Origin of the sequence: Salinactinospora qingdaonensis, assembly GCF_039539445.1 — a bacterium.
GTDB classification, from domain to species: Bacteria; Actinomycetota; Actinomycetes; order Streptosporangiales; family Streptosporangiaceae; genus Salinactinospora; species Salinactinospora qingdaonensis.
In genome coordinates this window covers 1-19,797 of the sequence record NZ_BAABDD010000029.1, presented here as the reverse complement: position 1 = coordinate 19,797, position 19,797 = coordinate 1, and the positions used below count along the sequence as shown (strand labels likewise).

Annotated in this window: 16 protein-coding genes, 1 tRNA gene and 1 pseudogene; 8 read left to right on the top strand and 10 right to left on the bottom strand. The window is 66.4% G+C overall.

The genetic code is table 11. From position 1 onward, the window contains the following. Positions 1-9 precede the first annotated feature (9 nt). Entirely contained in the window at positions 10-990 is a 981-nt protein-coding gene (locus tag ABD848_RS20650) for a D-2-hydroxyacid dehydrogenase (protein WP_344975240.1), read from the bottom strand. A 366-nt stretch (positions 991-1,356) separates the two neighbouring features. Next, on the bottom strand, positions 1,357-2,928 hold the full coding sequence (locus tag ABD848_RS20645; protein WP_344975238.1) for a cytochrome P450 family protein: 1,572 nt from the start codon (positions 2,926-2,928) through the stop codon (positions 1,357-1,359). Between the two features lie 654 nt (positions 2,929-3,582). Between ABD848_RS20645 and ABD848_RS20640 the strand changes: the two genes are divergently transcribed. The 4 genes from ABD848_RS20640 to ABD848_RS20625 all read left to right on the top strand — a co-directional run bounded on the left by ABD848_RS20640 (position 3,583) and on the right by ABD848_RS20625 (position 6,628). Beyond that, positions 3,583-4,065: a DUF3830 family protein gene (locus tag ABD848_RS20640; RefSeq protein ID WP_344975342.1), complete on the top strand. Its 483-nt coding sequence runs from the start codon at positions 3,583-3,585 to the stop codon at positions 4,063-4,065. 64 nt (positions 4,066-4,129) lie between these two features. After that, positions 4,130-5,047 (top strand): maleate cis-trans isomerase family protein, encoded by a 918-nt coding sequence (locus ABD848_RS20635; RefSeq protein ID WP_344975235.1) that lies wholly within the window; start codon positions 4,130-4,132, stop codon positions 5,045-5,047. Positions 5,048-5,078: 31 nt separating this feature from the next. Continuing rightward, complete coding sequence (locus ABD848_RS20630; RefSeq protein WP_344975233.1) at positions 5,079-5,831, top strand: maleate cis-trans isomerase family protein; 753 nt, start codon at positions 5,079-5,081, stop codon at positions 5,829-5,831. Between the two features lie 89 nt (positions 5,832-5,920). Beyond that, positions 5,921-6,628 (top strand): GntR family transcriptional regulator, encoded by a 708-nt coding sequence (locus tag ABD848_RS20625; protein WP_344975230.1) that lies wholly within the window; start codon positions 5,921-5,923, stop codon positions 6,626-6,628. Positions 6,629-6,827: 199 nt separating this feature from the next. Here the strand turns inward: ABD848_RS20625 and ABD848_RS20620 are convergent, their stop codons facing one another. Beyond that, positions 6,828-8,303, bottom strand: a complete 1,476-nt coding sequence (locus ABD848_RS20620; protein ID WP_344975228.1) for an NAD-dependent succinate-semialdehyde dehydrogenase — start codon at positions 8,301-8,303, stop codon at positions 6,828-6,830. 219 nt (positions 8,304-8,522) lie between these two features. On the opposite strand from ABD848_RS20620, the gene ABD848_RS20615 reads away from it, so the two are divergent. Both ABD848_RS20615 and ABD848_RS20610 read left to right on the top strand, forming a co-directional pair. Next, on the top strand, positions 8,523-9,788 hold the full coding sequence (locus ABD848_RS20615; protein WP_344975225.1) for an aspartate aminotransferase family protein: 1,266 nt from the start codon (positions 8,523-8,525) through the stop codon (positions 9,786-9,788). A 268-nt stretch (positions 9,789-10,056) separates the two neighbouring features. Then, positions 10,057-10,425, top strand: a complete 369-nt coding sequence (locus ABD848_RS20610) for a hypothetical protein (protein ID WP_344975223.1) — start codon at positions 10,057-10,059, stop codon at positions 10,423-10,425. Between the two features lie 242 nt (positions 10,426-10,667). Here ABD848_RS20610 and ABD848_RS20605 read toward each other — a convergent pair whose 3' ends face one another. The 3 genes from ABD848_RS20605 to ABD848_RS20595 form a co-directional block, all read right to left on the bottom strand. Further along, the gene (locus ABD848_RS20605) at positions 10,668-11,612 is read right to left on the bottom strand and encodes a 5'-methylthioadenosine/S-adenosylhomocysteine nucleosidase family protein (RefSeq protein WP_344975220.1); all 945 of its coding nucleotides are present in this window, start codon (positions 11,610-11,612) and stop codon (positions 10,668-10,670) included. Between the two features lie 44 nt (positions 11,613-11,656). Next, positions 11,657-13,417 carry a hypothetical protein gene (locus ABD848_RS20600; protein WP_344975217.1) on the bottom strand — a complete coding sequence of 587 codons (1,761 nt, stop codon included), beginning with the start codon at positions 13,415-13,417 and terminating at the stop codon, positions 11,657-11,659. Positions 13,418-13,641: 224 nt separating this feature from the next. Beyond that, positions 13,642-14,316, bottom strand: a complete 675-nt coding sequence (locus tag ABD848_RS20595) for a hypothetical protein (protein ID WP_344975214.1) — start codon at positions 14,314-14,316, stop codon at positions 13,642-13,644. A 270-nt stretch (positions 14,317-14,586) separates the two neighbouring features. Between ABD848_RS20595 and ABD848_RS20590 the strand changes: the two genes are divergently transcribed. Both ABD848_RS20590 and ABD848_RS20585 read left to right on the top strand, forming a co-directional pair. Next, positions 14,587-15,342 (top strand): NUDIX domain-containing protein, encoded by a 756-nt coding sequence (locus ABD848_RS20590; protein ID WP_344975212.1) that lies wholly within the window; start codon positions 14,587-14,589, stop codon positions 15,340-15,342. Positions 15,343-15,598: 256 nt separating this feature from the next. Further along, positions 15,599-15,671: transfer RNA gene (locus ABD848_RS20585), tRNA-Arg, on the top strand. A 65-nt stretch (positions 15,672-15,736) separates the two neighbouring features. Here the strand turns inward: ABD848_RS20585 and ABD848_RS20580 are convergent. The 4 genes and pseudogenes from ABD848_RS20580 to ABD848_RS20565 all read right to left on the bottom strand — a co-directional run. Next, a complete protein-coding gene (locus ABD848_RS20580; RefSeq protein WP_344975209.1) occupies positions 15,737-16,999 on the bottom strand; it encodes a tyrosine-type recombinase/integrase in 1,263 nt (420 codons plus the stop codon). Continuing rightward, the gene (locus tag ABD848_RS20575) at positions 16,999-17,202 is read right to left on the bottom strand and encodes a helix-turn-helix domain-containing protein (protein ID WP_344975206.1); all 204 of its coding nucleotides are present in this window, start codon (positions 17,200-17,202) and stop codon (positions 16,999-17,001) included. Before ABD848_RS20575 ends, ABD848_RS20580 begins: the two co-directional genes overlap by 1 nt. Continuing rightward, positions 17,199-18,929, bottom strand: coding sequence for a replication initiator (locus ABD848_RS20570; RefSeq protein WP_344975203.1), 1,731 nt, complete (start codon positions 18,927-18,929; stop codon positions 17,199-17,201). The genes ABD848_RS20575 and ABD848_RS20570 overlap by 4 nt, the downstream gene beginning before the upstream one ends. Next, positions 18,929-19,797 (bottom strand): annotated as a pseudogene (locus ABD848_RS20565) (hypothetical protein); the annotation flags it as partial. The gene ABD848_RS20570 and the pseudogene ABD848_RS20565, both read right to left, overlap by 1 nt.

The window sequence follows — 19,797 nt, the reverse complement described above, 5'->3', positions numbered from 1 at the left end:
CCCGAACTGTTAGGGCCCCGACACGTAGCCGCGCCCCTTGTCGACGACGTTGCGCAGTTCACGACCGTCGAGGAAGCGGGCGAGGTTGTCGGCGAACAGTCGCACCAACTCCTCGCGCCACCCGATGACGTCGCCGGACATGTGCGGGGAGACGATGACACCGGGCAGCTCCCACAACGGGGACGACTCCGGCAGCGGCTCGTCCTCGAAGACGTCGAGGGCGGCGCCGGCGATGGTTCCCTCGCGCAGTGCCTCGACGAGGTCGGCTTCCACCACGAGCTGGCCGCGGCCCACGTTGATGAGGCGGGCGGTGGGCCGCATGCGACTCAAGGCCGCGGCGTCGATCAGGCCACGGGTGGCGTCGGTGAGCGGGGCGGCGAGCACCACGTAGTCGGCTCGGGGCAGCACCAGATGCAGCTCGGTGGAAGCGGTGACGGTGCCGAAGTCGGGGTCGGCCGTCCGCGCCGAGCGGCCGACCCCCTCGACGGTCAGTCCGGCGGCGCAGAGCTGGCCAGCGATGGCCCTGCCGATGGGGCCGGTTCCCACGACCAGAGCGTGACGGCCACCGATCGGCTCGGTTTCGCGGTGGCGCCAGGCACGCTGCCGTTGCAGGTCGTGGGTGCCGGGAAGGTCTTTGGCCAGGGCCAGGACGAGGCCAAGGACGTATTCGGCGATGGGACGGTCGAACACGCCACGGGAGTTGGTGAGGACGACGTCGCTGTCGACCAGGCCGGGGAACATGAGGTTGTCCACTCCGGCGGTGGCCGCGTGGACCCAGCGCAGCGTGTCGGCCTTGTGCCAGGCGGCGGCCACGGCCTCGGAGAACAGTTCCCAGACGAACAGCGCCCGCGCGCCGGGCAGCACGTCGGGGAGGTGGTCGGCGGTGGTGTAGCTGACCGGACCCACGCGGGGGTCGGCGGTGAACAGTTCGGGCCGGGGCGGCAGATCGGCACCGTGCAGGACGACGAGATGGGGCGAGTCGCTACTCACCGGACAGCCTCCCAATGCCAGGTGGGCGGGTACGGAATTGGCAGCCGCGTCGCCGTCGCCGGGACGCTCACTCTCCCGAGGGTCTGCGACGAGACCGGCGGCGGGGGACGCACCCGAAAGATGCCGACATGGCGACGCCGTGCCCGGCTCTGGCCAGCCCACTCATGTCGGCCTCCCCACCAAGCGAGGTCCCACTACCTCGACGCCAGTGACACGCTAGGGAAGCGCCAAACCGATTGTCAACAATCTTCAATCTCGCTATCGGCTGCCTCACCGTGACTGCTGCCCCGAAGATGCAACCGCCACGGGGCCAGTGGCGGACCCCGTGGCTGAAGACGGAGGCGAGGGCCCTGCGGGCGCCCCAGGTCAGCCTCCCTTGCTGTCGCGCCAGGAGGCCAGCAGGTGATCCAGCGCGTCGCGGGAAGGTTCGGCGGCTTGCGTGGCAGCGGCGGGAGCGCCGTAGCGCGCCCCGCGGGACGGAGGCGCCTGCTGGGCGGTGCGGGGCGCACGGACGACCGTGGTGGGCTCGGTCTTCTTCTCGGCGGCTCCGGGGGCACCGTAGCGAGCGCCGCGGGAGGGAGCGCGGTGGCGCTTGCGGAAGATGCGCTTGCGGCTGTGCTGTGGTTGGGGGTCCTCCGCCGGCTGCGCGGACTCGCGCGGGTGGAACTCCACCGGCAACTCGACCAGGCCGTGCACCGACAGCGAGCTACGCCAGCGCAGCCGCTGCGGGTCGACCGCCAGGTGGAGGTTGGTGAGCTGGTTGACGACGGTATCGATGGCGATCGTGGTGATCTCGCGCGCCAGACTCTGCGCGGGACAGCCGTGCGCCCCAGCGCCCCACATCAGGTGAGCGCGGTTACCCGCCAGCGCCATGACGTCGCGCGCTTGCCAGGCCGAGACCGCCGGATCGGCATGGGCGGGGGCGAAGCCGAGCAGCAGCGCCTCCCCCGCCTTGATGTCGGCCTCCCCCAGCCGCAGATCGTGGGCCGAGAAGCGGCTCGCCGCGGTCTGCAACGGCGGGTCGACCCACATGACGTAGTCGATGAAGTCCTCGGCGGGCAGGGTGACACCGCCGTAGGCCGCCGTGATCTCGGGATCGGCGAGCAGCCGGCGCAGGGCGTTGCCGATGAGGTGGGTCGTGGGCTCGTGCCCGGCGGCCCACATCAGCGTGAGCTCTTCGGCCGCCTCCTTGTCGGTGAGGTTGGAGGGGTGTTCAAGAAGCCAGGAGGTGATGTCGTTGCCCGGGGAAGCGCGTTTCCGGGCGACCAAGGCGGCGAAATAGGCGTGGATCTGGTTCGTGGCCCACTGCACGCTCTCGGGGTCGCCGTCCCACAGAGTGGCGCTGAGGTCGGCGAGCAGGCGACCGTATTCGTCGTCGAGACCGAAAAGTTGGTTGAGCACCAGGGCGGGCAACGGGGCAGCGTACTCCCCGATGAGGTCGGCGGTGCCCTTGGTGGCGACGTTGTCGATGAGTTCCGAAGCGATGCGGTTGATCGTCTCGGTCACTTTGGGCGCGTGCAGCCGAGTGAGAGCGTCGACGATGGGGGCACGCAGCCGGCGGTGTTCCGGGCCGTCGCCGGCCAGCGTGCGCTGCGATTGTCCGGCTGAGGGTTGCGGCATCTGACCGTTATGCGCATACGGGCAGCGACTCGGATCGGCGGAGAAGCGGCTGCGGTCGCGCAGCGCGTCGAGGTTTTCGTGGTAGCCCAACAGCAACCAGCCACTGACGCCGGGAAGGATCTCGACGGGGGCTACAGCACCGTACCTGGCGCGCAGCTCCTCCCAGAGCGAGTCGTGCTCTCCGGATTGGGCCGCCGCGTAGAGCGGCACGGCCCGAGGACGGTGTTCCCCTTGGGTGCGTGGCGGGGACGGCGGCATCTGTGGTGGCGCGACTGGGTGCTGAACGGTGGATACGGCGTGACTGGGATCGTGGCTCACAGCGGACTCCCCGGACGTGAACTGCCGGACAGGATGGTGAGAATAAAAAACTCATGTTTCGGCCATGAGTCATGCACGAATTACCCCCGATCCCACCAGAAATATGTTTGTCGGACATCCGGCATTGGGGAAGAGCCCTTTATTGTGTGAGCTGGGATAACGTTGATTTACCCAGTTCAGACACAGGTGTGATCTAGCTCTCGACTATGGTGATCATCACGCCACAGGAGAGCTACCGTCAGGCCACCGCGAAGAATATCGAGAGACGGAACGCCGGCCTCCCACGCCCCCTTACTCCAGAGGCCGCGTCCTCGCCGCCGCAGAGCTTATCCGGTTCACCGAAACAGCTGCCCCCGTACCCTCATTACTACCAAGCGTAACAAAAGTGTAACGCCTGTTCCGCCAGCAAATCATTGACACGCTAGGTAATGATCGTATGATTGTCAACAATCCGCGGTTACACCGCAGGGGTCACGAGCGACGATGTCGTTCCTGGTCTCGCCCCCTTTCGGCGAGGTCCACACCGGTTATGCCGGCGGGTCCGGGGTGGCTCCGGCATGCCGGTGGCGGTCCGTCACGGCCGTCACGTAATCGCCACCCCCGTAACTCGACCCCGCCGATGCAGAAGGGGCCAACCCGACGATGTCTAAGCGCATGACCATCAGCCTGGCGAAGCGCGGCGTGAGCTGCGTGGCCGAACTCCTGGAAAAGGACGCCCCCCGCACATGTGCGGCGGTCTGGAACGCGTTGCCGCAGGAAGGCGACATCTACCACGCCAAGTACGCCCGCAACGAGGTGTACGCGATGGTCCCGCGCTTCGCCGAAGAGGAGCCCGGTCAGGAAAACCCCACGGTCACTCCCATCCCGGGAGATGTCGTGTATTTCTCCTTCGACGGCGGCATGCTCGACCGCCAGTTCAAAGAGGAGAAAGGCATCGACCAGCTTCCCGGAGTCATCGACCTGGCGATCTTCTACGGCCGCAACAACCTGCTGCTCAACGGTGACGTCGGCTGGGTCCCGGGCAACGTCTACGCCACGATCGTCGAAGGTCTGGACCGCATGGCGGAGGCATGCCACGACGTGTGGCGCTCGGGCAGCGTGGGGGAACGCCTGGTCTACCGCAGGCTCGAACAGTAACCCCGTTCGGCAACGCCCCAAAACGGGATCGATCTGGATGAGGAACGAAGGAGGTGAGTGACCAATGCGGACCGATCGGCCGAGCAGCCACACGTTCGACGGCACCGAACGGGGAGAGCTGGTCAACACTGCGCTAAGCATCGCCGAGGACACGGAAGCAACGACCACCCTGCCCGCCCGCGCACCGACAACGGTCGCGGATCACAGCCGAACCGGCGACCTCGACAACGTCATAGAGATCCACGGCCTGCCAGAGCCCCCCGGACAGTCGGGGGTCGGAGTCGTGGCCCCCTTCGACTTCGCCCTCGATCGTGAGCTATGGCGGTGGGCCCCCGACGACGTCTCCCTGCACCTGACCCGGCTCCCTTTCGTCCCCGTGCCGGTAACCGTGGACATGGCTTCCTCGCTGAGCAACGGCGAGAACGTACGCCGCGCCACCCGAGATCTGCTCGCCCCCGAACCGCTGGCCGTGGGATATGCCTGCGCCTCAGGCAGCTTCGTTGACGGCATCGACGGCGAGCGACGGCTCCACAACAGCATCCTGGAGGCGGGCGCCCCGGCCGCGGTCACCACCTCCGGGGCGATGGTCCAAGCGCTCGAGGCCCTCCACGCCCGCCGGATCGCCGTCGTCACCCCCTATGTCGACAGCGTCACCGACCGGCTGTTGGGCTACCTCGGCGAACACGGCGTCGAGACGGTCTCCAGCGTCGGCCTGGGGCTGCTCAACCACATCTGGAAGGTGACCTACTCGGAAGTAGTACAGGCGGTGCGCGAGGTCGACCACCCCGAGGCCGAGGCGGTCTACATTAGCTGCACCAACGTGCTGACCTACGACATCATCGCCCCCCTGGAACGGATGCTCGGCAAACCCGTCCTCGCCGCTAACCAGGTCACGATGTGGGGAGCGCTCCGGGCCATCGGCCGCGACCCCGTCGCCCACGGGCAATGGCTGGTGGAGGCCACGGGACGCACTGCCGCCTAGCAGCACCGACCACGACGACGAAGGAGGGCCATTGGGGGCCAGTATCGGGTTCCTCTACCCCGGCTACAGCGCTGAGGACGACTACCCCGCCTTCCAGGAGCTCCTGGGCGGCGACGTCACGCTGCGGCTGGTGCACACGCTCATGCGCGAAGACGCCCACCGGGTCGACGCGCTACTGGACGTGGGCGGCGCCGACGTCCTCGAAGCGGGCGCCCACACCCTGCGCGAGCAGGGCGTCGACGCCATCGTGTGGGCCTGCACCAGCGGCAGTTTCGTCTTCGGCTGGGAAGGAGCCAAGAAGCAGGCCGACGGGGTCGGCGCGGCGGCCGGTGTGCCGGCGTCGAGTACCTCGTTCGCGTTCGTCGACGCCGTCAACCACCTTGGTGCCGGCCGGGTCGCGATCGCGGCGACCTACCCCGACGATGTCGCGCAGCGGTTCGTGGCGTTCCTGGGAGAGGCGGGGCTGGAGGTGACGTCGATGGCCAGTCGCGGCATCGTCACAGCCGCGGAAGTGGGCGAGCTGGCCCCTGCCGAGGCTCTGGAGTTCGTGGCGATGAACGACCATCCCGACGCTGAGGTCGTGCTGGTGCCCGACACCGCGCTGCACAGCGCTGCGCTGTTGGAACCGCTTGAGGAACGCCTCGGCAAGCCCGTGCTCACAGCGAACCAGGTGAGCGTGTGGCAGGGGCTGCGCCTGGCCGGGGCGACCGGGCCGCGGCCAGGACTGGGGACCCTGTTCAGCGCTGGTGTGCCCGCCGCCTTGGCCACCGAACCCGACAGGTGACCCCAGTGCGGCAGTGAGCGTGCGAAACCGGCGGTTAGGGTCGAATAACCCCTAACCGCCCTCCAATTCAACACAAGCGCAGGGATGCCATGAATTCTTCAGGTGATCTCGAACCCGTCCCCCGCGAGTCGACCGCTGCCCTCATCGCCAACCAACTGCGTGCGGCCATCATGTACGGTTCCCTCTCCCCTGGCGACCAGCTCGGCGAAGCCGACCTCGCCAGCCGCCTGGGCGTGAGCCGCGGGCCGCTGCGCGAGGCGACGCAGCGGCTCGTCCAAGAGGGACTGCTGCGCAGCGAACGCCACCGAGGCCTGTTCGTCGTCGAACTCACCCCTGAGGACGTGCGCGACATCTACACGGCGCGGCTCGCGGTCGAACGCTGCGCATGTGGGTTGATTATGCGCGGCAACCGTGGCGAAGCGCTGGCGCGGCTGACGGCGGCGCTCAACGAGCTGCGCGAGACCGCCGCAACAGGCGACCGGGTCGCAATGAGCGAGGCCGATCAGACGTTCCACCAGACGCTGGTGAGCTGCTCAGGCAACTCGCGGCTGGAACGCATGGCACAGACACTGCTGGTCGAGACGCGCATGTGCCTGACCGTCATGCAAGACAGCTACCCCGAGGCCAACGAGCTCGTCGAGGAGCACCAGAAGCTGGTCGACGCCATCTCCGACGGCGACGAGGAGCTCCTGCTGCGCCTTATCGAGTCGCACATGCTCGACACGGTGGAGCGCATCAACAACAAAACGACCGACAGCAGCGGCGGTTCCGGCGGCCCCCACGACACCACCGACTGAGCCTTCGCGAAAGGGAGCCGGCGACGAGCGGTACCGGCTCCGCCGGGCGTAGCCGCGGCACGCTCGGCCCGCCCCAGTGCGTGAGCTGCCACGACCACCGCTCCGGGCCGTTCTGGACACCACCGCCGAAACAGCATGTGGCTGTTGCCCCCGTCCGGGGGCAACAGCCACACCCACCTCAGGGAGTTATGGGGCCGCGCTAAACGTCGATACCGGCGAGACCGACGTACTTCGTCTCCAGGAACTCGTCGATGCCGACACGGCCGCCCTCACGGCCCAGCCCGGAGTGCTTGATCCCCCCGAACGGGGCGGCCGGGTTGGACACGATGCCCTGGTTGAGCCCCACCATGCCGGTCTCCAGCGCCTCGCAGACTCGAAACGCCCGCCCCAAGTCCTGGGTGAACACGTAGCTCACCAAGCCGTACTCGGTGTCATTGGCGTCGGCGAGCGCCTCATCCTCGGAGTCGAAGGGGATGACCGGCGCCACGGGGCCGAAGATCTCAGTGTGGGACAGTTGGCTCTCCTGAGGCACATCGGTCAACACCGTGGGCTGGTAGAAGTAGCCTTCGCTGGCGCCGCGTTCGCCGCCGACGAGCACCCGGGCGCCGCGCCCCACCGCGTCGTCGACCAGACTCTGCACCTTCTCCCGGGCGCGGGCGTCGATCAGCGGACCCACCTGGACCCCTTCCTCGGTGCCGCGGCCCACCCGCAGCGCGGCCATGCGCTCGCCCAGCCGGCGAGCGAACTCTTCGGCCACACCCGACTGCGCGTAGATCCGGTTGGCGGCCGTGCACGCCTCCCCGATGTTGCGCATCTTGGCCTGCATGGCGCCTTCGACCGCGGCGTCGAGATCGGCGTCGTCGAAAACGAGGAACGGCGCGTTGCCCCCCAGCTCCATGGACGAGCGCAGCACCTGCTCGGCGCTTTGCTCCAGCAGCTTGCGCCCCACACCGGTGGAGCCGGTGAAGGACACCTTGCGGATTCGGCCGTCCCGCAGCAGCGGCTCGGTGACACCGCCGGCGTCGCTGCTGGGGATGACACTGAGCACTCCCTCGGGCAGCCCCGCCTCGGCCAAGATGGCCGTCAGCGCCAGCGCCGACAGCGGGGTCTGCTGGGCGGGCTTGAACACCATCGTGCAGCCGGCCGCCACGGCAGGGCCGATCTTGCGCGTCCCCATGGCCATGGGGAAGTTCCAGGGGGTGACGAGCATGGAGGGACCCACCGGCTGGCGCATGATGAGGAACCGGGCCTGCCCGTTGGGAGATGTGGCGAAGCCGCCCTCGATCCGCACCGCCTCTTCGGCGAACCAGCGGAAGAAATCAGCGGCGTAGGCGATTTCTCCCTTGGACTCCGCCACGGGTTTGCCCATCTCCAACGTCATGAGCAGTGCCAACTCGTCCTGGCGCGCCATGATCAGCTCGTAGGCGCGGCGCAGGATCTCCCCCCGCTCCCGCGGGGGATACTTCGCCCACGACGCCTGTGCCGCAGCCGCGGCGTCTAGCGCGGCGAAGGCGTCGTCGGTACCGGCATCGGCGACCTCGCACAGCACCGAACCGGTCGCGGGGTCCTCCACCTTGAAGGTGGCGCCCGACGTCGCGTCGCGCCACTGTCCACCGATGGAGAGCTGCTTGGGCACCTGGTCGACGACCTGTGCTTCGCGATCTGCCGAGGTCATTCTCAACGTCCCCTTCCGGGCTGCGCATTGCCACATTGCCCACGGCCGCGCCGGGCGCGCTTTTGCTTCTACGTCTGCCCGCCCGACCGCGTTCGATAACGGCCATGACGGGGTATCAGGCGGCGTGACCACACAACCGATCTACCTGGACATCACCCCAGAGCGGATGATTCCATAGCTTCGTCGATTGTCAACAATCCTACGAAATGAGGTCTGAGAATGGTTGAGCAGTCGGCCCGGCTCTCTCCGATCCTGAAGCAGGCAACGCCTGTCCTGGCCACGCGCGGTGAGGGCGCCTACATTTTCGACGAGGACGAGCGCCGCTATCTCGACTTCACCGCCGGCATCGGAGTCACGAGCACCGGCCACTGCCACCCCAAAGTCGTGGCCGCGGCCCAACAGCAGGTCGCCACCCTCATCCACGGGCAGTACACCACCGTCATGCACCGGCCGCTCCTGCGGCTCACCGAGCGCCTGGGATCGGTCCTGCCCCCGGGGCTCGACCGGCTCTTCTATGTCAATTCCGGTAGCGAGGCGGTGGAGGCCGCGCTGCGGCTGGCGCGCCACGCCACGGGCCGACAGAACGCGATCGTGTTCCAGGGCTCGTTCCACGGCCGCACCATGGGGGCGGCGTCGCTGACCACCTCGGGCACCAAGATCCGCGCCGGGATCGGCCCGCTGATGCCCGGCGTCGCGATCTCGGCCTTCCCCTACGCCTACCGGCTCGGCATGAGCGAGGAGCAGGCCACCGACTTCGCGCTACGCGAGCTGGACTACCTGCTGGCGACCACCAGCTCGCCCAAGGACACCGCCGCCATCTTCATCGAGCCAATGCTGGGCGAAGGCGGGTATGTGCCGGCACCGCCGGCGTTCCTGGAAGGACTGCGCGAGCGCGCCGACCGGCACGGCATCCTGCTCGTCCTCGACGAGGTGCAGACCGGGTTCGGGCGCACCGGCCGCTTCTGGGGCCACGACCACGCCGGCATCCGCCCCGATGTCGTCATCACCGCCAAGGGCCTGGCCAGCGGATTCCCGCTGTCGGCCATCGCCGCCCCGAGCGAACTGATGGAACGGGCCTGGCCCGGATCGCAGGGCGGCACCTACGGTGGTAACGCCGTGTCGTGCGCCGCTGCGCTGGCCACCCTCGACGTCATCGAAGAGGAGGGGCTGGTCGACAACGCCGCCACCATGGGTGCGCGGCTACAGAAGGCGTTGAGCCAGGTCGCCGACGAGCACCCCGTCATCGGTGACGTGCGCGGCATGGGCCTGCTGGTCGGCAACGAGTTCACCACCCCCGACGGCGCCCCCGACACCGCCACCGCCACGCGGGCGCACCAGGCCGCCGCCGACCGGGGCCTGCTCCTGCTCACCTGCGGCGCCTACGGCAACGTCGTCCGGATGATCCCGCCGCTGATCGTCACTGGTGAGCAGGTCGACGCCGCCGTGGAGATCTGGGCCGAAGCGGTGGCGGCGGCCACGTCCTGACCACCGGCGCACCGCGCCGCGGCCCCGACCGTCTGCGGGAGCACCCGCACACCGGGGTCGCGGCGAACGCTGTCGGAGCGCCTCAGTTTCGGAGAGGCACCTCTCGCCCACCAAGGCCCCCCAAAAGGGCCAGACCAGGCCGGTATCCGGGGATGACACCATGAGCGCGTCACATCCGGGAAAACCTTCCTCCTCCCCTTCATCACCAAACCATAAAGAATGTGAGGCAAAGCACGCTCCCTCCGACGCTCCCACCTACCCTGAAAAAATGCAGCGCTCAATCACGCCCCACCCGCGCTCAGGACTGACCGGCCTCGGCCTCGCGCTGGCAGCGGGCTCGATCGGCTGGTTCGCCACAGGCGAGATGACGCTCGGACTTGCGTTCGCCGGCCTGGGCGCGTTGATCTTGTCCTATATCTGGGCCATCTCCACAGCCACCGGGACCTCTCGCGAGCACAAGGCGGCCACCACTGAGGACGCCGACCCTTACAACGATGACGCCTTCCCGGTCACCCGCATGGGAATCGGCAGCGCGTCGATGTGGATGGCCTTCTGGCACCGCGACATCCCCGGCCCGGCCATGCCCCAAGAAGAGTGGGACGATCAGCACAACCGGCGCGGCGACAACCCCGCCTAGTTTCGTCTCCAGAGGCTAGGTTCCCCGCGCTGCACCGTTAGCTGGAGCGCCTTGACCTCGCCGGTCGTGGCTGGCCACGAGTGTCGGATGTTGATCGCGCGCCGGGAGGGGCGCCCGGCTCTGCCGCCCGGGCGTTCGCCCACGGCTGCCGAACGCGCCGGGCTGAGGCCGCGCTCTCACCCCGACGCGCGAACGGTGTCACCAGGTTGCCCGTTGCAGGAGCGGTTCACCCCGCCGAAGGGCTACCTGCCGCCCGACAGGGCAAACGTATCGAGGAACTCGCAGGCGAAGGCTGCGGCCGTACGAGCTGCTACAGGTTGCCAGTATGCGTCATTCCTCTCATCTTTACCGGTCAACAGGTCCGAGATGCCACGGACCACCAAAGCGTCGACCCCTGCGCTCATATAGGCGCTCTGCAAAAAGCCGTACCCCTCCATCTCCACGGCTGTGGCGTCCCCGCAGTAGGCGCGCAACCGCTGGCGGGTCAGTGCCTGGTCGTGAGCCACTAGCTTGCCGCCGGCGGCAAGTGGTTTGACCAGCGCGCGCGGCCGTGGCATGTCCGGGGGCAGCACCGTGCGGACCCGCTGCTGCCATTCGTCGCTACGAGCCACGTCCATTGCGCGTTGCACGCAACGGTGGGAGGGGGAGGCGGTCTTCATGCGGGGCTGGTAAGAGTTCTCGAGCTCCTTGGCCGACTCGTAGTCATAGATCGCGTCAGCCACGACGACGTCACCGAGGCGCACGTCCTTGAGGCCACCGGCGACACCGACGAAGAGGATGACGTCGGGGGCGAAGGCCGAGCGCGCCCGCTCCAGGTGCACCCCTGCCCCCACGTTGCCCGGCCCGGCCTGGGCCAAGGCGACGCGCCAATCCTGCCGCTGTCCACGCAAGAATCCGATCTTGTAGAGGGTGTCTTTTTCAGTGTGTTCGTCGAAGGGGGCTGAGAGGTGCTCGGCGACCGCGCGGAACTCCTCCTCGATCGCCGTCACCACCACCGCGGTTGCCAGCCGGCTCTCGCCCGCGGAGACGGTGTCCGGGGTTCGCTGCCGCGGCGGTGAAGGCTGCGAAGCCGAATCGCCGTGCTGGACAGCCTGAGAATTGCTCCCCGCGGCCATCGGCCCCGAAAACGTGTGCTGCCCTCCGTCGAACACGAAGCCGCCGCTGTTGTCCCGGTCCTGGTTGCTCATTTCTTCTTCGTCCGTTCTCTTGTGCGTTGAGGCGGGAGCTGGCTCTATCCAAGTTTTGGTTTCGGCACCTGGATGGCACCGGCCCCTTCTCCAGCGGCCATCGGTCCGGAGAAAACGTGACTTCCCCCGAAGTACTGGAACCCTTGGTTGATGTGCTGTACGACGCCTTCGAGGTCGCTGGTCTCGTAGTCCGCCTCCTTAAGCACCGGTATAAGGGCCTTGAGGACTCGCTCCTTGACCGCGGAATTGAAGCGTCGCACGTCGTGGGATTGGAAAAGCTGTTCGTAGCGTGATTCCGACCCCAACTCACGAATACTCAGCCGAGGACCGTGATCGATCGCGATTTCTCCCGCTTCGATATCGGTCTCGTAGTTGTCCTTGTTCTTCTTTGTCCGGCTCTGGGAACGCCACCACTCCACGAACTCGCTGACACTCGAAGGGATATCGCTTCCTATGTTGGCCAAGGCGGCCTTGGTGACGTTTTCCCACGAATCCAGCTCATCGAGAGAACCGACGATTCCGTCGATCATGCGGTAGCGACGTGCGATGGGAGGCATAACGTAGGTCTCGCCCTCCAGCCGCAGCGAGCCCCCCTGCACGGTGAGCCGCACGAAGATCGTCACGACGATCTGACACTCCCACATGTTCAGGCTGATCTCTAGGAAGTGTCTCGCTCTCTCGTGGGAGGCCCGAATGAGCCCTTGGACCCACTCCGGGCTGAGCTGGGGGGTTTCCTGTTTCTCCTCTGCGCCGTCGGAGGAGATCAGAATGTTTTCGAGCAGCTTCTTAGGCCTGTCGTTACGTACCGCTGAGACGAAAACACAGTCATTTACCTCGAGGCCCCTGTAGGCGTTTTCTGGTGACTGCTCGCCCTCCCCGAGCCGGTGGACCTCACTCTTTACTCCCTCGTAGAGAGCGCTCACCAACTCCTCAGCCAAGGGCTGTGGCTGATCGTCCTTTTCGGTCGCCCGGCTCAGCTCCATCGTGAACGGCCATGAGTCCAGTGGTATACCAGCACCGACGAACGGCATGAAATCGCTGTAAAAAGTAACCGGAACCGAGCCACGGTTGCCGTGTTTCGGGCCACTGAACGACTCCGGACTCGTCTTGCTGTATATCTGGAAGATTTTCAACATCCTCTTCCGGTGGAGCCCTACCCCCACCGAGAAGAAGAGGGCGAGTAGGAAAATAAACGCAACGGGCGCGGGGATTATGTTTCCAAACGCCACGCCACTGTCCTGCACGGCGGGGTTCGTACTCTCCAATCCCCCAGCATATCCCCCAGAAGGAGACGGACTCGAGGGAACCATCATCCCAAATAACCACGATACAACAAGCGGGACAGTCGTCACGAACGCAAACAGCAGAATGATATAAACAATCGCTTTGTTTAATATCGAATCCCGACGACCTCCCAAAAAAGAGATACTCCCCATCCACCACCGCACGAGCATGAGCATGAATATTATGCTGTACCCGAAGAGCATAATCGAAAAGTTGAATATCAGAAACGGCAAGGGCACTAAAAGCATCCACACGCCGGCTTTTCCGGTTACCTCCTGTGCCCGCTGACATTCCTTTACCACCGCATACGGATCTATTCCAGGCTCACGCGGAGTCTGTCGATATTCATGCTCAACGCGCTCGCCGATCACGAGTTCGCGGAAATTACGACTGACCCAGGCCGCGGCTCGAAGGTGGGCGGTCGCCCTGACTCCCGGTGGACCGGCCGCCCAATCCACTTCATTCCATCCCGGGATTTTTCCGCCCGCCAGAGGGGGCTGCTCGTTGTTTATTTTGGACACAGTGCGCTCCTCACAGCTATGTATCAAGGGAGTGCCGATGCAGGAACCTGAAGACTGTCAGGTCATATGGAATACTATTTCCTCCAAAAAGGGAAGAGTTTTCCCAAAAAGAAAGTTCGCAATTCTCCTTTTTTGTGACACTGATCATCATTCGACGCACATGGCTCTACACCGAACAGAAGAGATAAAAGAGGGTGATTTTCGGTTTTTTCGTGGTTGTGGGCTCAGGAAGGCTCCGCCGCCTCGCCGCACGCCGGCCGACTGTGACGCCATGCGGCGGTGAAGAGCGACAGCGCGAAGTCGTACAGGTAGCCCGGTCTCCGTGCGACGAGGCACGGTGAGTTCCTGCCGTGCTCGCCGCTTCGGTACAGCGTGATGTAGGCGAGTCTGTCGGTGGCGATAACCCGCCACAGGTTCGGCAGATTGTAGAAACGCAGCGCGACTTTCTCGTTTTCTTTGGTCGCCTGCCGTAGGTAGGAGGTATTGGCACGTACTTGTTGCGTGAGGACCCCCCGTCCAAGACCGGGGTCGAGATCGCGGAGTTCCTCCTCCCGCCGAGTAAGCCAGGAGTATTCCGCGCTGTCGGGGTCCGGCAGGAGGATCTGCACGAAATCCAAAGACGCGTTCTCTCCTGACCAGATCGGGATGAACGCATCTCGGGTCAACTCGTTACCGCGCCCCGCCATCACCTTCAGCCAACTCGCGCACCCCACCTCCTTTTCCACTTCCGAGTTGGCTGCCTTCTGGAACTTGTGGATACGTTGCAGCCCCAACCCCGTCAGGCGAGAGAAAGCCACAAGAATCCATTGGGGAAGCGAACCAGAAAGGAGCCATCCCCCCGCCAGCGTCGCTGCCGTGGCCGCGAGCGAACTCACTATGCCGAGCAAGAACTCTGTCAAACTCGCCTCCTTACTCCCCTGAGCCACAGCACGGCCGCGCGGTGACACGTCGCTGGATCTAGACCGAAGTTGGTTCGCCGGTGCCACACGGGGAGTGTGGCCACTGGAGCCGATACCGGCGGAGGAGACCAGTCGTCACGGCTGCCGGGCAGCAACCCATTGCAAGGAGGACAAGATCACTCATGTCCACTCCAACTCCCTTGTTTAGGTCACTGCAACCTTAACTAGGGGGAGTATTTAAGTCAATGCGACCTTTAGTAGGTTGGAAAGATGACTGACAAGCCCAAACGTGAGGGCAGGGTGCTCCCAGCGGTAGTGACGGTAGACCTCGTGATCTTCACAGTGCGTGACGATGCGCTCCATGTCCTGCTGATCGAACGGGGCAAAGAGCCGTTCTTGGGAAGTCTGGCGATACCGGGCGGACATGTACGCGACAACGAGACGCTGGACGAGGCCGCGGGCCGCGAGCTTTCCGAGGAAACCCAAATCGACAGCGAACAGCTACATTTGGAACAGCTCCACAGCTACGGTGCTCCGGGCCGCGATCCCCGCGGACGGGTCATCACCGTGGCCTATCTCGCTCTCGGGCCAAACCTGCCTACCCCTATGGCCGGAACGGACGCTAAGGCCGCCTACTGGGTCCCGGTCGACTCGGTACTCAGCGGCCATAACAAGCTCGCGTTCGACCACGCGGACATTCTGGGGGACGCGTTGGAGCGTGCCAGGTCCAAGCTTGAGTACACCACTGTCGCGACAGCCTTCTGTGCGGAACCTTTCACTGTCAGCGAGCTGCGGCGCGTCTACGAGGTGGTTTGGGGGTTCCCTCTGGACCCCAGCAACTTCCGGCGCAAGGTAACCCGGGCTGCCTCATTCATCGAGCCCACCGGCGAGCGGCGGATCGCGGAGACCGGACGCCCCGCTGCGCTCTACACCCGCGGCAAGGCACAGTTCCTGTCCCCACCTCTGCTGCGCTCCATTGACGCCACTGCTGCCCAGGGAACAACCGCGCCCCCTGTCCAGCAGTGAGCCACGCTGCACCAGGCACCAGGAACGAGATTCACCGCTACGTGGCCTTACACTCCTGACGTCCTGCCTCCGGAAGGATCGTGCAGGGAAACGAGCGAGTCTCCAGCAACCGACTACTTTCCGTCATGCCCCAAAGAAGAGCCCCCAGTTCGCCCTCACACGAATCATGTGCTCAAAGCCTGCTGTGCGCCGTGATAGAGTCGGAGACGTCTTCAGGGGGATACCCCCTAACCCGGGGGAACGCGCCTGATGACATGCACTCGTAGCTCAACGGATAGAGCATCTGACTACGGATCAGAAGGTTGGGGGTTCGAATCCTCCCGAGTGCGCCCAGGTCAAAGGCCGGTTCCGATCTTGGAACCGGCCTTTGTGCTAACAGGTGTGCTAACACGCGCTACAAGGCGTCCCGCAGCGCTTGGGCGAAGGTGTCGGCGGCCGAGGCCATCTGTTCATCGATCACGTGCGCGTAGACCCGAAGCGTGATCGCCGGGTCACCGTGCCCCAGCCGAGCCGCCACCACATGCACCGGAACACCGGACAGCAGCAGCGTCGTGGCGTGGATGTGGCGCAAGTCGTGCAGCCGGACGCGCGGCAGCGGCTCAGCCGGTTTCGCCTCTCCCCGAGGCGGGTTGTTGTAGCGGTTGACCATGGTCGACATCAGCGAGGACACCGTGTCCGGATGCACCGGCTCCCCCCAACCGGTGGTGAACACGTGATCGCCGCCACCGCGCCAGGCGTCGCCCAGCGTCTCCCGGTCTTCGGCCTGCCGTTCACGATGGGCTTTGAGGACGGCCACCGTGTCGGCGTCGATACTGACCACACGGGAGCGCCCGCTCTTGGTCGTGCCCTCGATGCGCTCCCCCTCGATGAAGGACGCCGACCCCGCGATGCGCACCTCTGCGGCGTCCAAGTCGACATCGGACCACCGCAGGTGCAGCAGCTCACCCCGACGCGCCCCCGTGTAGGCCGCCACGTGGAAGAAAGCGTGCAACCGGTGGCGACTGGCCACCTCGGTGAGGAAGACCCGCAGTTGCGCCGGAGTCCACACCGCCCCCGGTTCCGTGGGGTTCTTGCGTGGCCGCTTGGCCCGCTCCACCGGGTTGGACGCCAAGATCTCCTCGACCTCGACAGCGTCGCGAAACGCCCGCCGCAGCACGGCGTGAACGTATTCCACCGTGCGCGGCGAGAGGCCCTTGCCCTTGCGCCCACCGGTTGCCGAGAGTTCGCGGTAGAACTTGGTCAGCGTGGCCGGACGCACCGCTTGCAACCGCATCTCCCCCAGACGCGGCACGATGTAGTGCTCGATGAGGTAGCGGTACATGTGCAGCGTCTTGGGTTTGATCTCGACACTGTGGGTTTCGATCCACTCGGCCAGGTACTCCCCCACTGTCACGCGGTTGCGGTCGATGTACTCACCCCGCCGAGCCTTGACGCGCGCCTCATCCCGCGCGGCCTTGGCCTCATCCTCGGTGGCGAAACCGCCCACCCACTTGGGCTTGCTCACCCCGGTTTCGGGATCGCTCACGCGAATCACGTAGGACCAGGTCTTGCCCCGTTTCATCACCCCGTCGCGCAGCTTGGGGGAAGCCTTGCGGTTGGTGGCGCCGTCGTCGCCGGAGTCGTCCGGGTCAGGGGTGGCGATAGCTGTCTTGGGCATCAGGCAGCGACCTCTTTCGACTCGGCAGGGGAGTAAAGGGAGGAGACGTAGGAGTTGAGCGCCTCCACGGGAACCCGCCGAGAACCGTCGATACGCACCGAGCGCAGCACGCCGGAGCCGATCAGCTCATAGAGCTTGCTCCGCGAGATCGCCAAGGCCCGCGCCGCTTCAGGAACCGTGAGCAAAAGCCGTTGCTGAGTCATGCCGCCTTCCCGGTTGCCGAAAGTTCGGTGAGTCTGGTCTGTCGTGCCGCTTCCAGTTGGGCGCGCCGGTTGAGGGTGTCGCCGACGGCGCGTAAGAGCCGGTGTTCGCGGGGAGGGACGTCGGGGTCAGTGGGGCGGGCGAGTTCCCACATCTCGCGGTTGCCGGACAGGTGCAGCGGCACCGCAGTACCGCCTGAGGCGCCCGAGGAGGACGCCGAGGGCGAGTCCGAGTCGTCGGATTCCTCGCTGGGGTCGTGGTCGGGGTTGACGCCGAGCTGCCGGAGGACCCAGGCCAGCCGGTCAGCCCGATGGTCGGCGAGGGTCTTGTTGGACCATTTGCGTGAGACCAGGACGCGCCGTCCGGCGTAGCCGAGGTGTTGGCGTTTGTGAGCCTTGGAGCGGCAAAAGCCCGGGCGCATGCCGGCTTTGGCGTTGGCCGGCTGAATCCCGTAGCGCAGCCAGTTCGCACACGTGGGCGAACAGGGTTCGAAGCGCAGCGCCTCAACCAACCGATCCACGTGGCGCTGTTGGGCGTCGGTGTCCACGGTGTGGCACTCGGCGACGTCTTTGGTGAGGTATTTGGCCAGGTAGCGCACACACCGGTCGGCATCCGGCGATCCGGCCACCACGCCTTTGGCGTCGACCTGGCGGCCGAAACGGCACACGTGCATGGGTTGGGCATCCGGGTCGGCATCCAGGGCGTCGAGGGCCTCATCCCAGGTGGGCAGGACCTCACCCGTGGCCGGGTCGAGATAGGTTTCGGCCGCTTCGTCCCAGATGGGCAGGTGCTCGCCCTCGTACTTCACCGTGTCGGCGGTGGGCCACCACACTTGGTGGTAGGTGGCTGCGGCGATCTGGCGCAGTTCGGCGCGGGGCAGGGTGCCGCGGATGGCCATGTGCAGATGGGGCGCTAGGCGTTTTTGGGGTTCGACGGCGGCGAAGTACTGCACGTCGAAGCCGGCCACCCGCCGCAGGTTCTGCACGAACCGATCGATGAGCTTGGAAAAGTGCAGCGCATCGCGAGCCGCGCGCCGGTAGTCATAGGAGCCCGGGTCGACCGGCGTCCCATCCGAGCGCACCCGCCCGTAGGAGTCACACGTGAGGGTGACGAACAGCGAGGGCCGAAACGTCGTGCCCGTGGCAGGGTCGTGGAAGGTGCGCCCGAGGGTGCGCCGATTCATCGGCCGCTTCGGTAGATCGGGGGCGTCTTGGCGCCGCTTGGTCGAGCGCACCCGCCGCGACCGCCCCGCACCCGCCGAGGCCGAGGATGGGGTGAGCGAGCCCCGCAGCCCCGAAGCCGCGATCTGGCTATCCAGCTCGGCGATGGCCCCATCCACCTCAGCCAAGTGGTCGGCATCGACCGCGCCGGAGGCCGCCAAGTGGTCGCGTTCAGCCGTGATCTGGGCGCGTTGTTCGACCCAGGCCCGCTGCTGCCCGCTCGGCTCATCCGGCTCAACGGTCGGTTCTTCGGCCAGGTGCCAGCCCTCTTCACACTGGCTACGCCGGATCGAGCGCTTGCGCCTGGCACAGGCGGGACAGCGCGATTCCAGCGTGGCGCCGCAGGGCACGTCGACGATCTCCGAGGTGCCGGTGTCGAGGTTGGTGCGCCGCAGCGAGACGGGCCGGATGCAGACGCCCTTGTCGGCGGCGACCTGTTCGGCCACCTCACGCGCCAACGGCTGGGCCATCCGCTCAGCCCGCGTGGACTTCCCCGTCGGAGTCGGCATCACTGACCCCCCTGATCCGCGCCCGTATCGCCCGGCGTGGCCACGTCGGCCGGAGCCGTCGAGGTGGCCGAGTCGGCCAGGTCGGCCGTGCCACTGGCCACGTTCCCGGAGCCGGCCAGGGTGGCCAACGGCGCCGTATCCCCCGAGGCGGCCGAACCGGCCGGGGTGGCCGGGGTGGCCGGGGTGGCCGAGGCCGTGTGGGTGGCTGTCATGTGGTCGATGTCGCCATCGGAGACGTAGGCCGCGCGCACCCGCACCGGGGCGGGCGAGCCCTCCAACCGGACGAAGGCCACCCCGGGCATGTCGGGGTCGATCAGGTGGGCGTTGGCGCCGCGTTCGCGTGCGCCTTCGCCCAAGACCATGTCGACTTGGGAGGCTTCGTCCAACCGCAGGGCGATCTTGTCGGGGAACAGGTTGCGCAGGTTCAACACCTCCTTGCGCGGATCCTGCAACGCGGCCAGCACGGCCAGGCCGACCGAACGGCCCTGGCTGGTGAGGGTGGCCAGGGCGTTTTCGGCGCGGCGCCGCACGTCACGATCCGGGTGGTAGGCGGTCAAAAACGCGACCTCATCGACCACAACCACGATGAAGGGGTCATCGACACTGGGCGTGTGGCCCCGGCGAGTCCCGGCGTAGCGCGCGGCCCGGTCATGCATCGTGGCCACCGCCCGCTCCAACAGCTCCAACGCGGCTTCGCCGGTGTCGGCGTAGGCCGCGAACAGCGGCCGTCCGTAGGACAGTTCCATGCGTTTGGGGTCGATGGCCCACACCTGCGCTGTGCCCGTGCTGAGGGCGGGCAGCATGGCGCGGATGGCCGACCAGATCACCGAGCCCTTGCCCGATCCGGTCACCCCGATGGTCAGCACGT

Excerpts from the sequence above, each read along its gene's own strand:
- ABD848_RS20580 (WP_344975209.1), bottom strand. The coding sequence starts at position 16,999 with ATGCCCAAGACAGCTATCGCCACCCCTGACCCGGACGACTCCGGCGAC.
- ABD848_RS20610 (WP_344975223.1), top strand. The coding sequence starts at position 10,057 with ATGCAGCGCTCAATCACGCCCCACCCGCGCTCAGGACTGACCGGCCTC.
- ABD848_RS20635 (WP_344975235.1), top strand. The coding sequence starts at position 4,130 with ATGCGGACCGATCGGCCGAGCAGCCACACGTTCGACGGCACCGAACGG.
- ABD848_RS20605 (WP_344975220.1), bottom strand. The coding sequence starts at position 11,612 with ATGAGCAACCAGGACCGGGACAACAGCGGCGGCTTCGTGTTCGACGGA.
- ABD848_RS20615 (WP_344975225.1), top strand. The coding sequence starts at position 8,523 with ATGGTTGAGCAGTCGGCCCGGCTCTCTCCGATCCTGAAGCAGGCAACG.
- ABD848_RS20625 (WP_344975230.1), top strand. The coding sequence starts at position 5,921 with ATGAATTCTTCAGGTGATCTCGAACCCGTCCCCCGCGAGTCGACCGCT.
- ABD848_RS20590 (WP_344975212.1), top strand. The coding sequence starts at position 14,587 with ATGACTGACAAGCCCAAACGTGAGGGCAGGGTGCTCCCAGCGGTAGTG.
- ABD848_RS20575 (WP_344975206.1), bottom strand. The coding sequence starts at position 17,202 with ATGACTCAGCAACGGCTTTTGCTCACGGTTCCTGAAGCGGCGCGGGCC.
- ABD848_RS20640 (WP_344975342.1), top strand. The coding sequence starts at position 3,583 with ATGACCATCAGCCTGGCGAAGCGCGGCGTGAGCTGCGTGGCCGAACTC.
- ABD848_RS20570 (WP_344975203.1), bottom strand. The coding sequence starts at position 18,929 with ATGCCGACTCCGACGGGGAAGTCCACGCGGGCTGAGCGGATGGCCCAG.
- ABD848_RS20620 (WP_344975228.1), bottom strand. The coding sequence starts at position 8,303 with ATGACCTCGGCAGATCGCGAAGCACAGGTCGTCGACCAGGTGCCCAAG.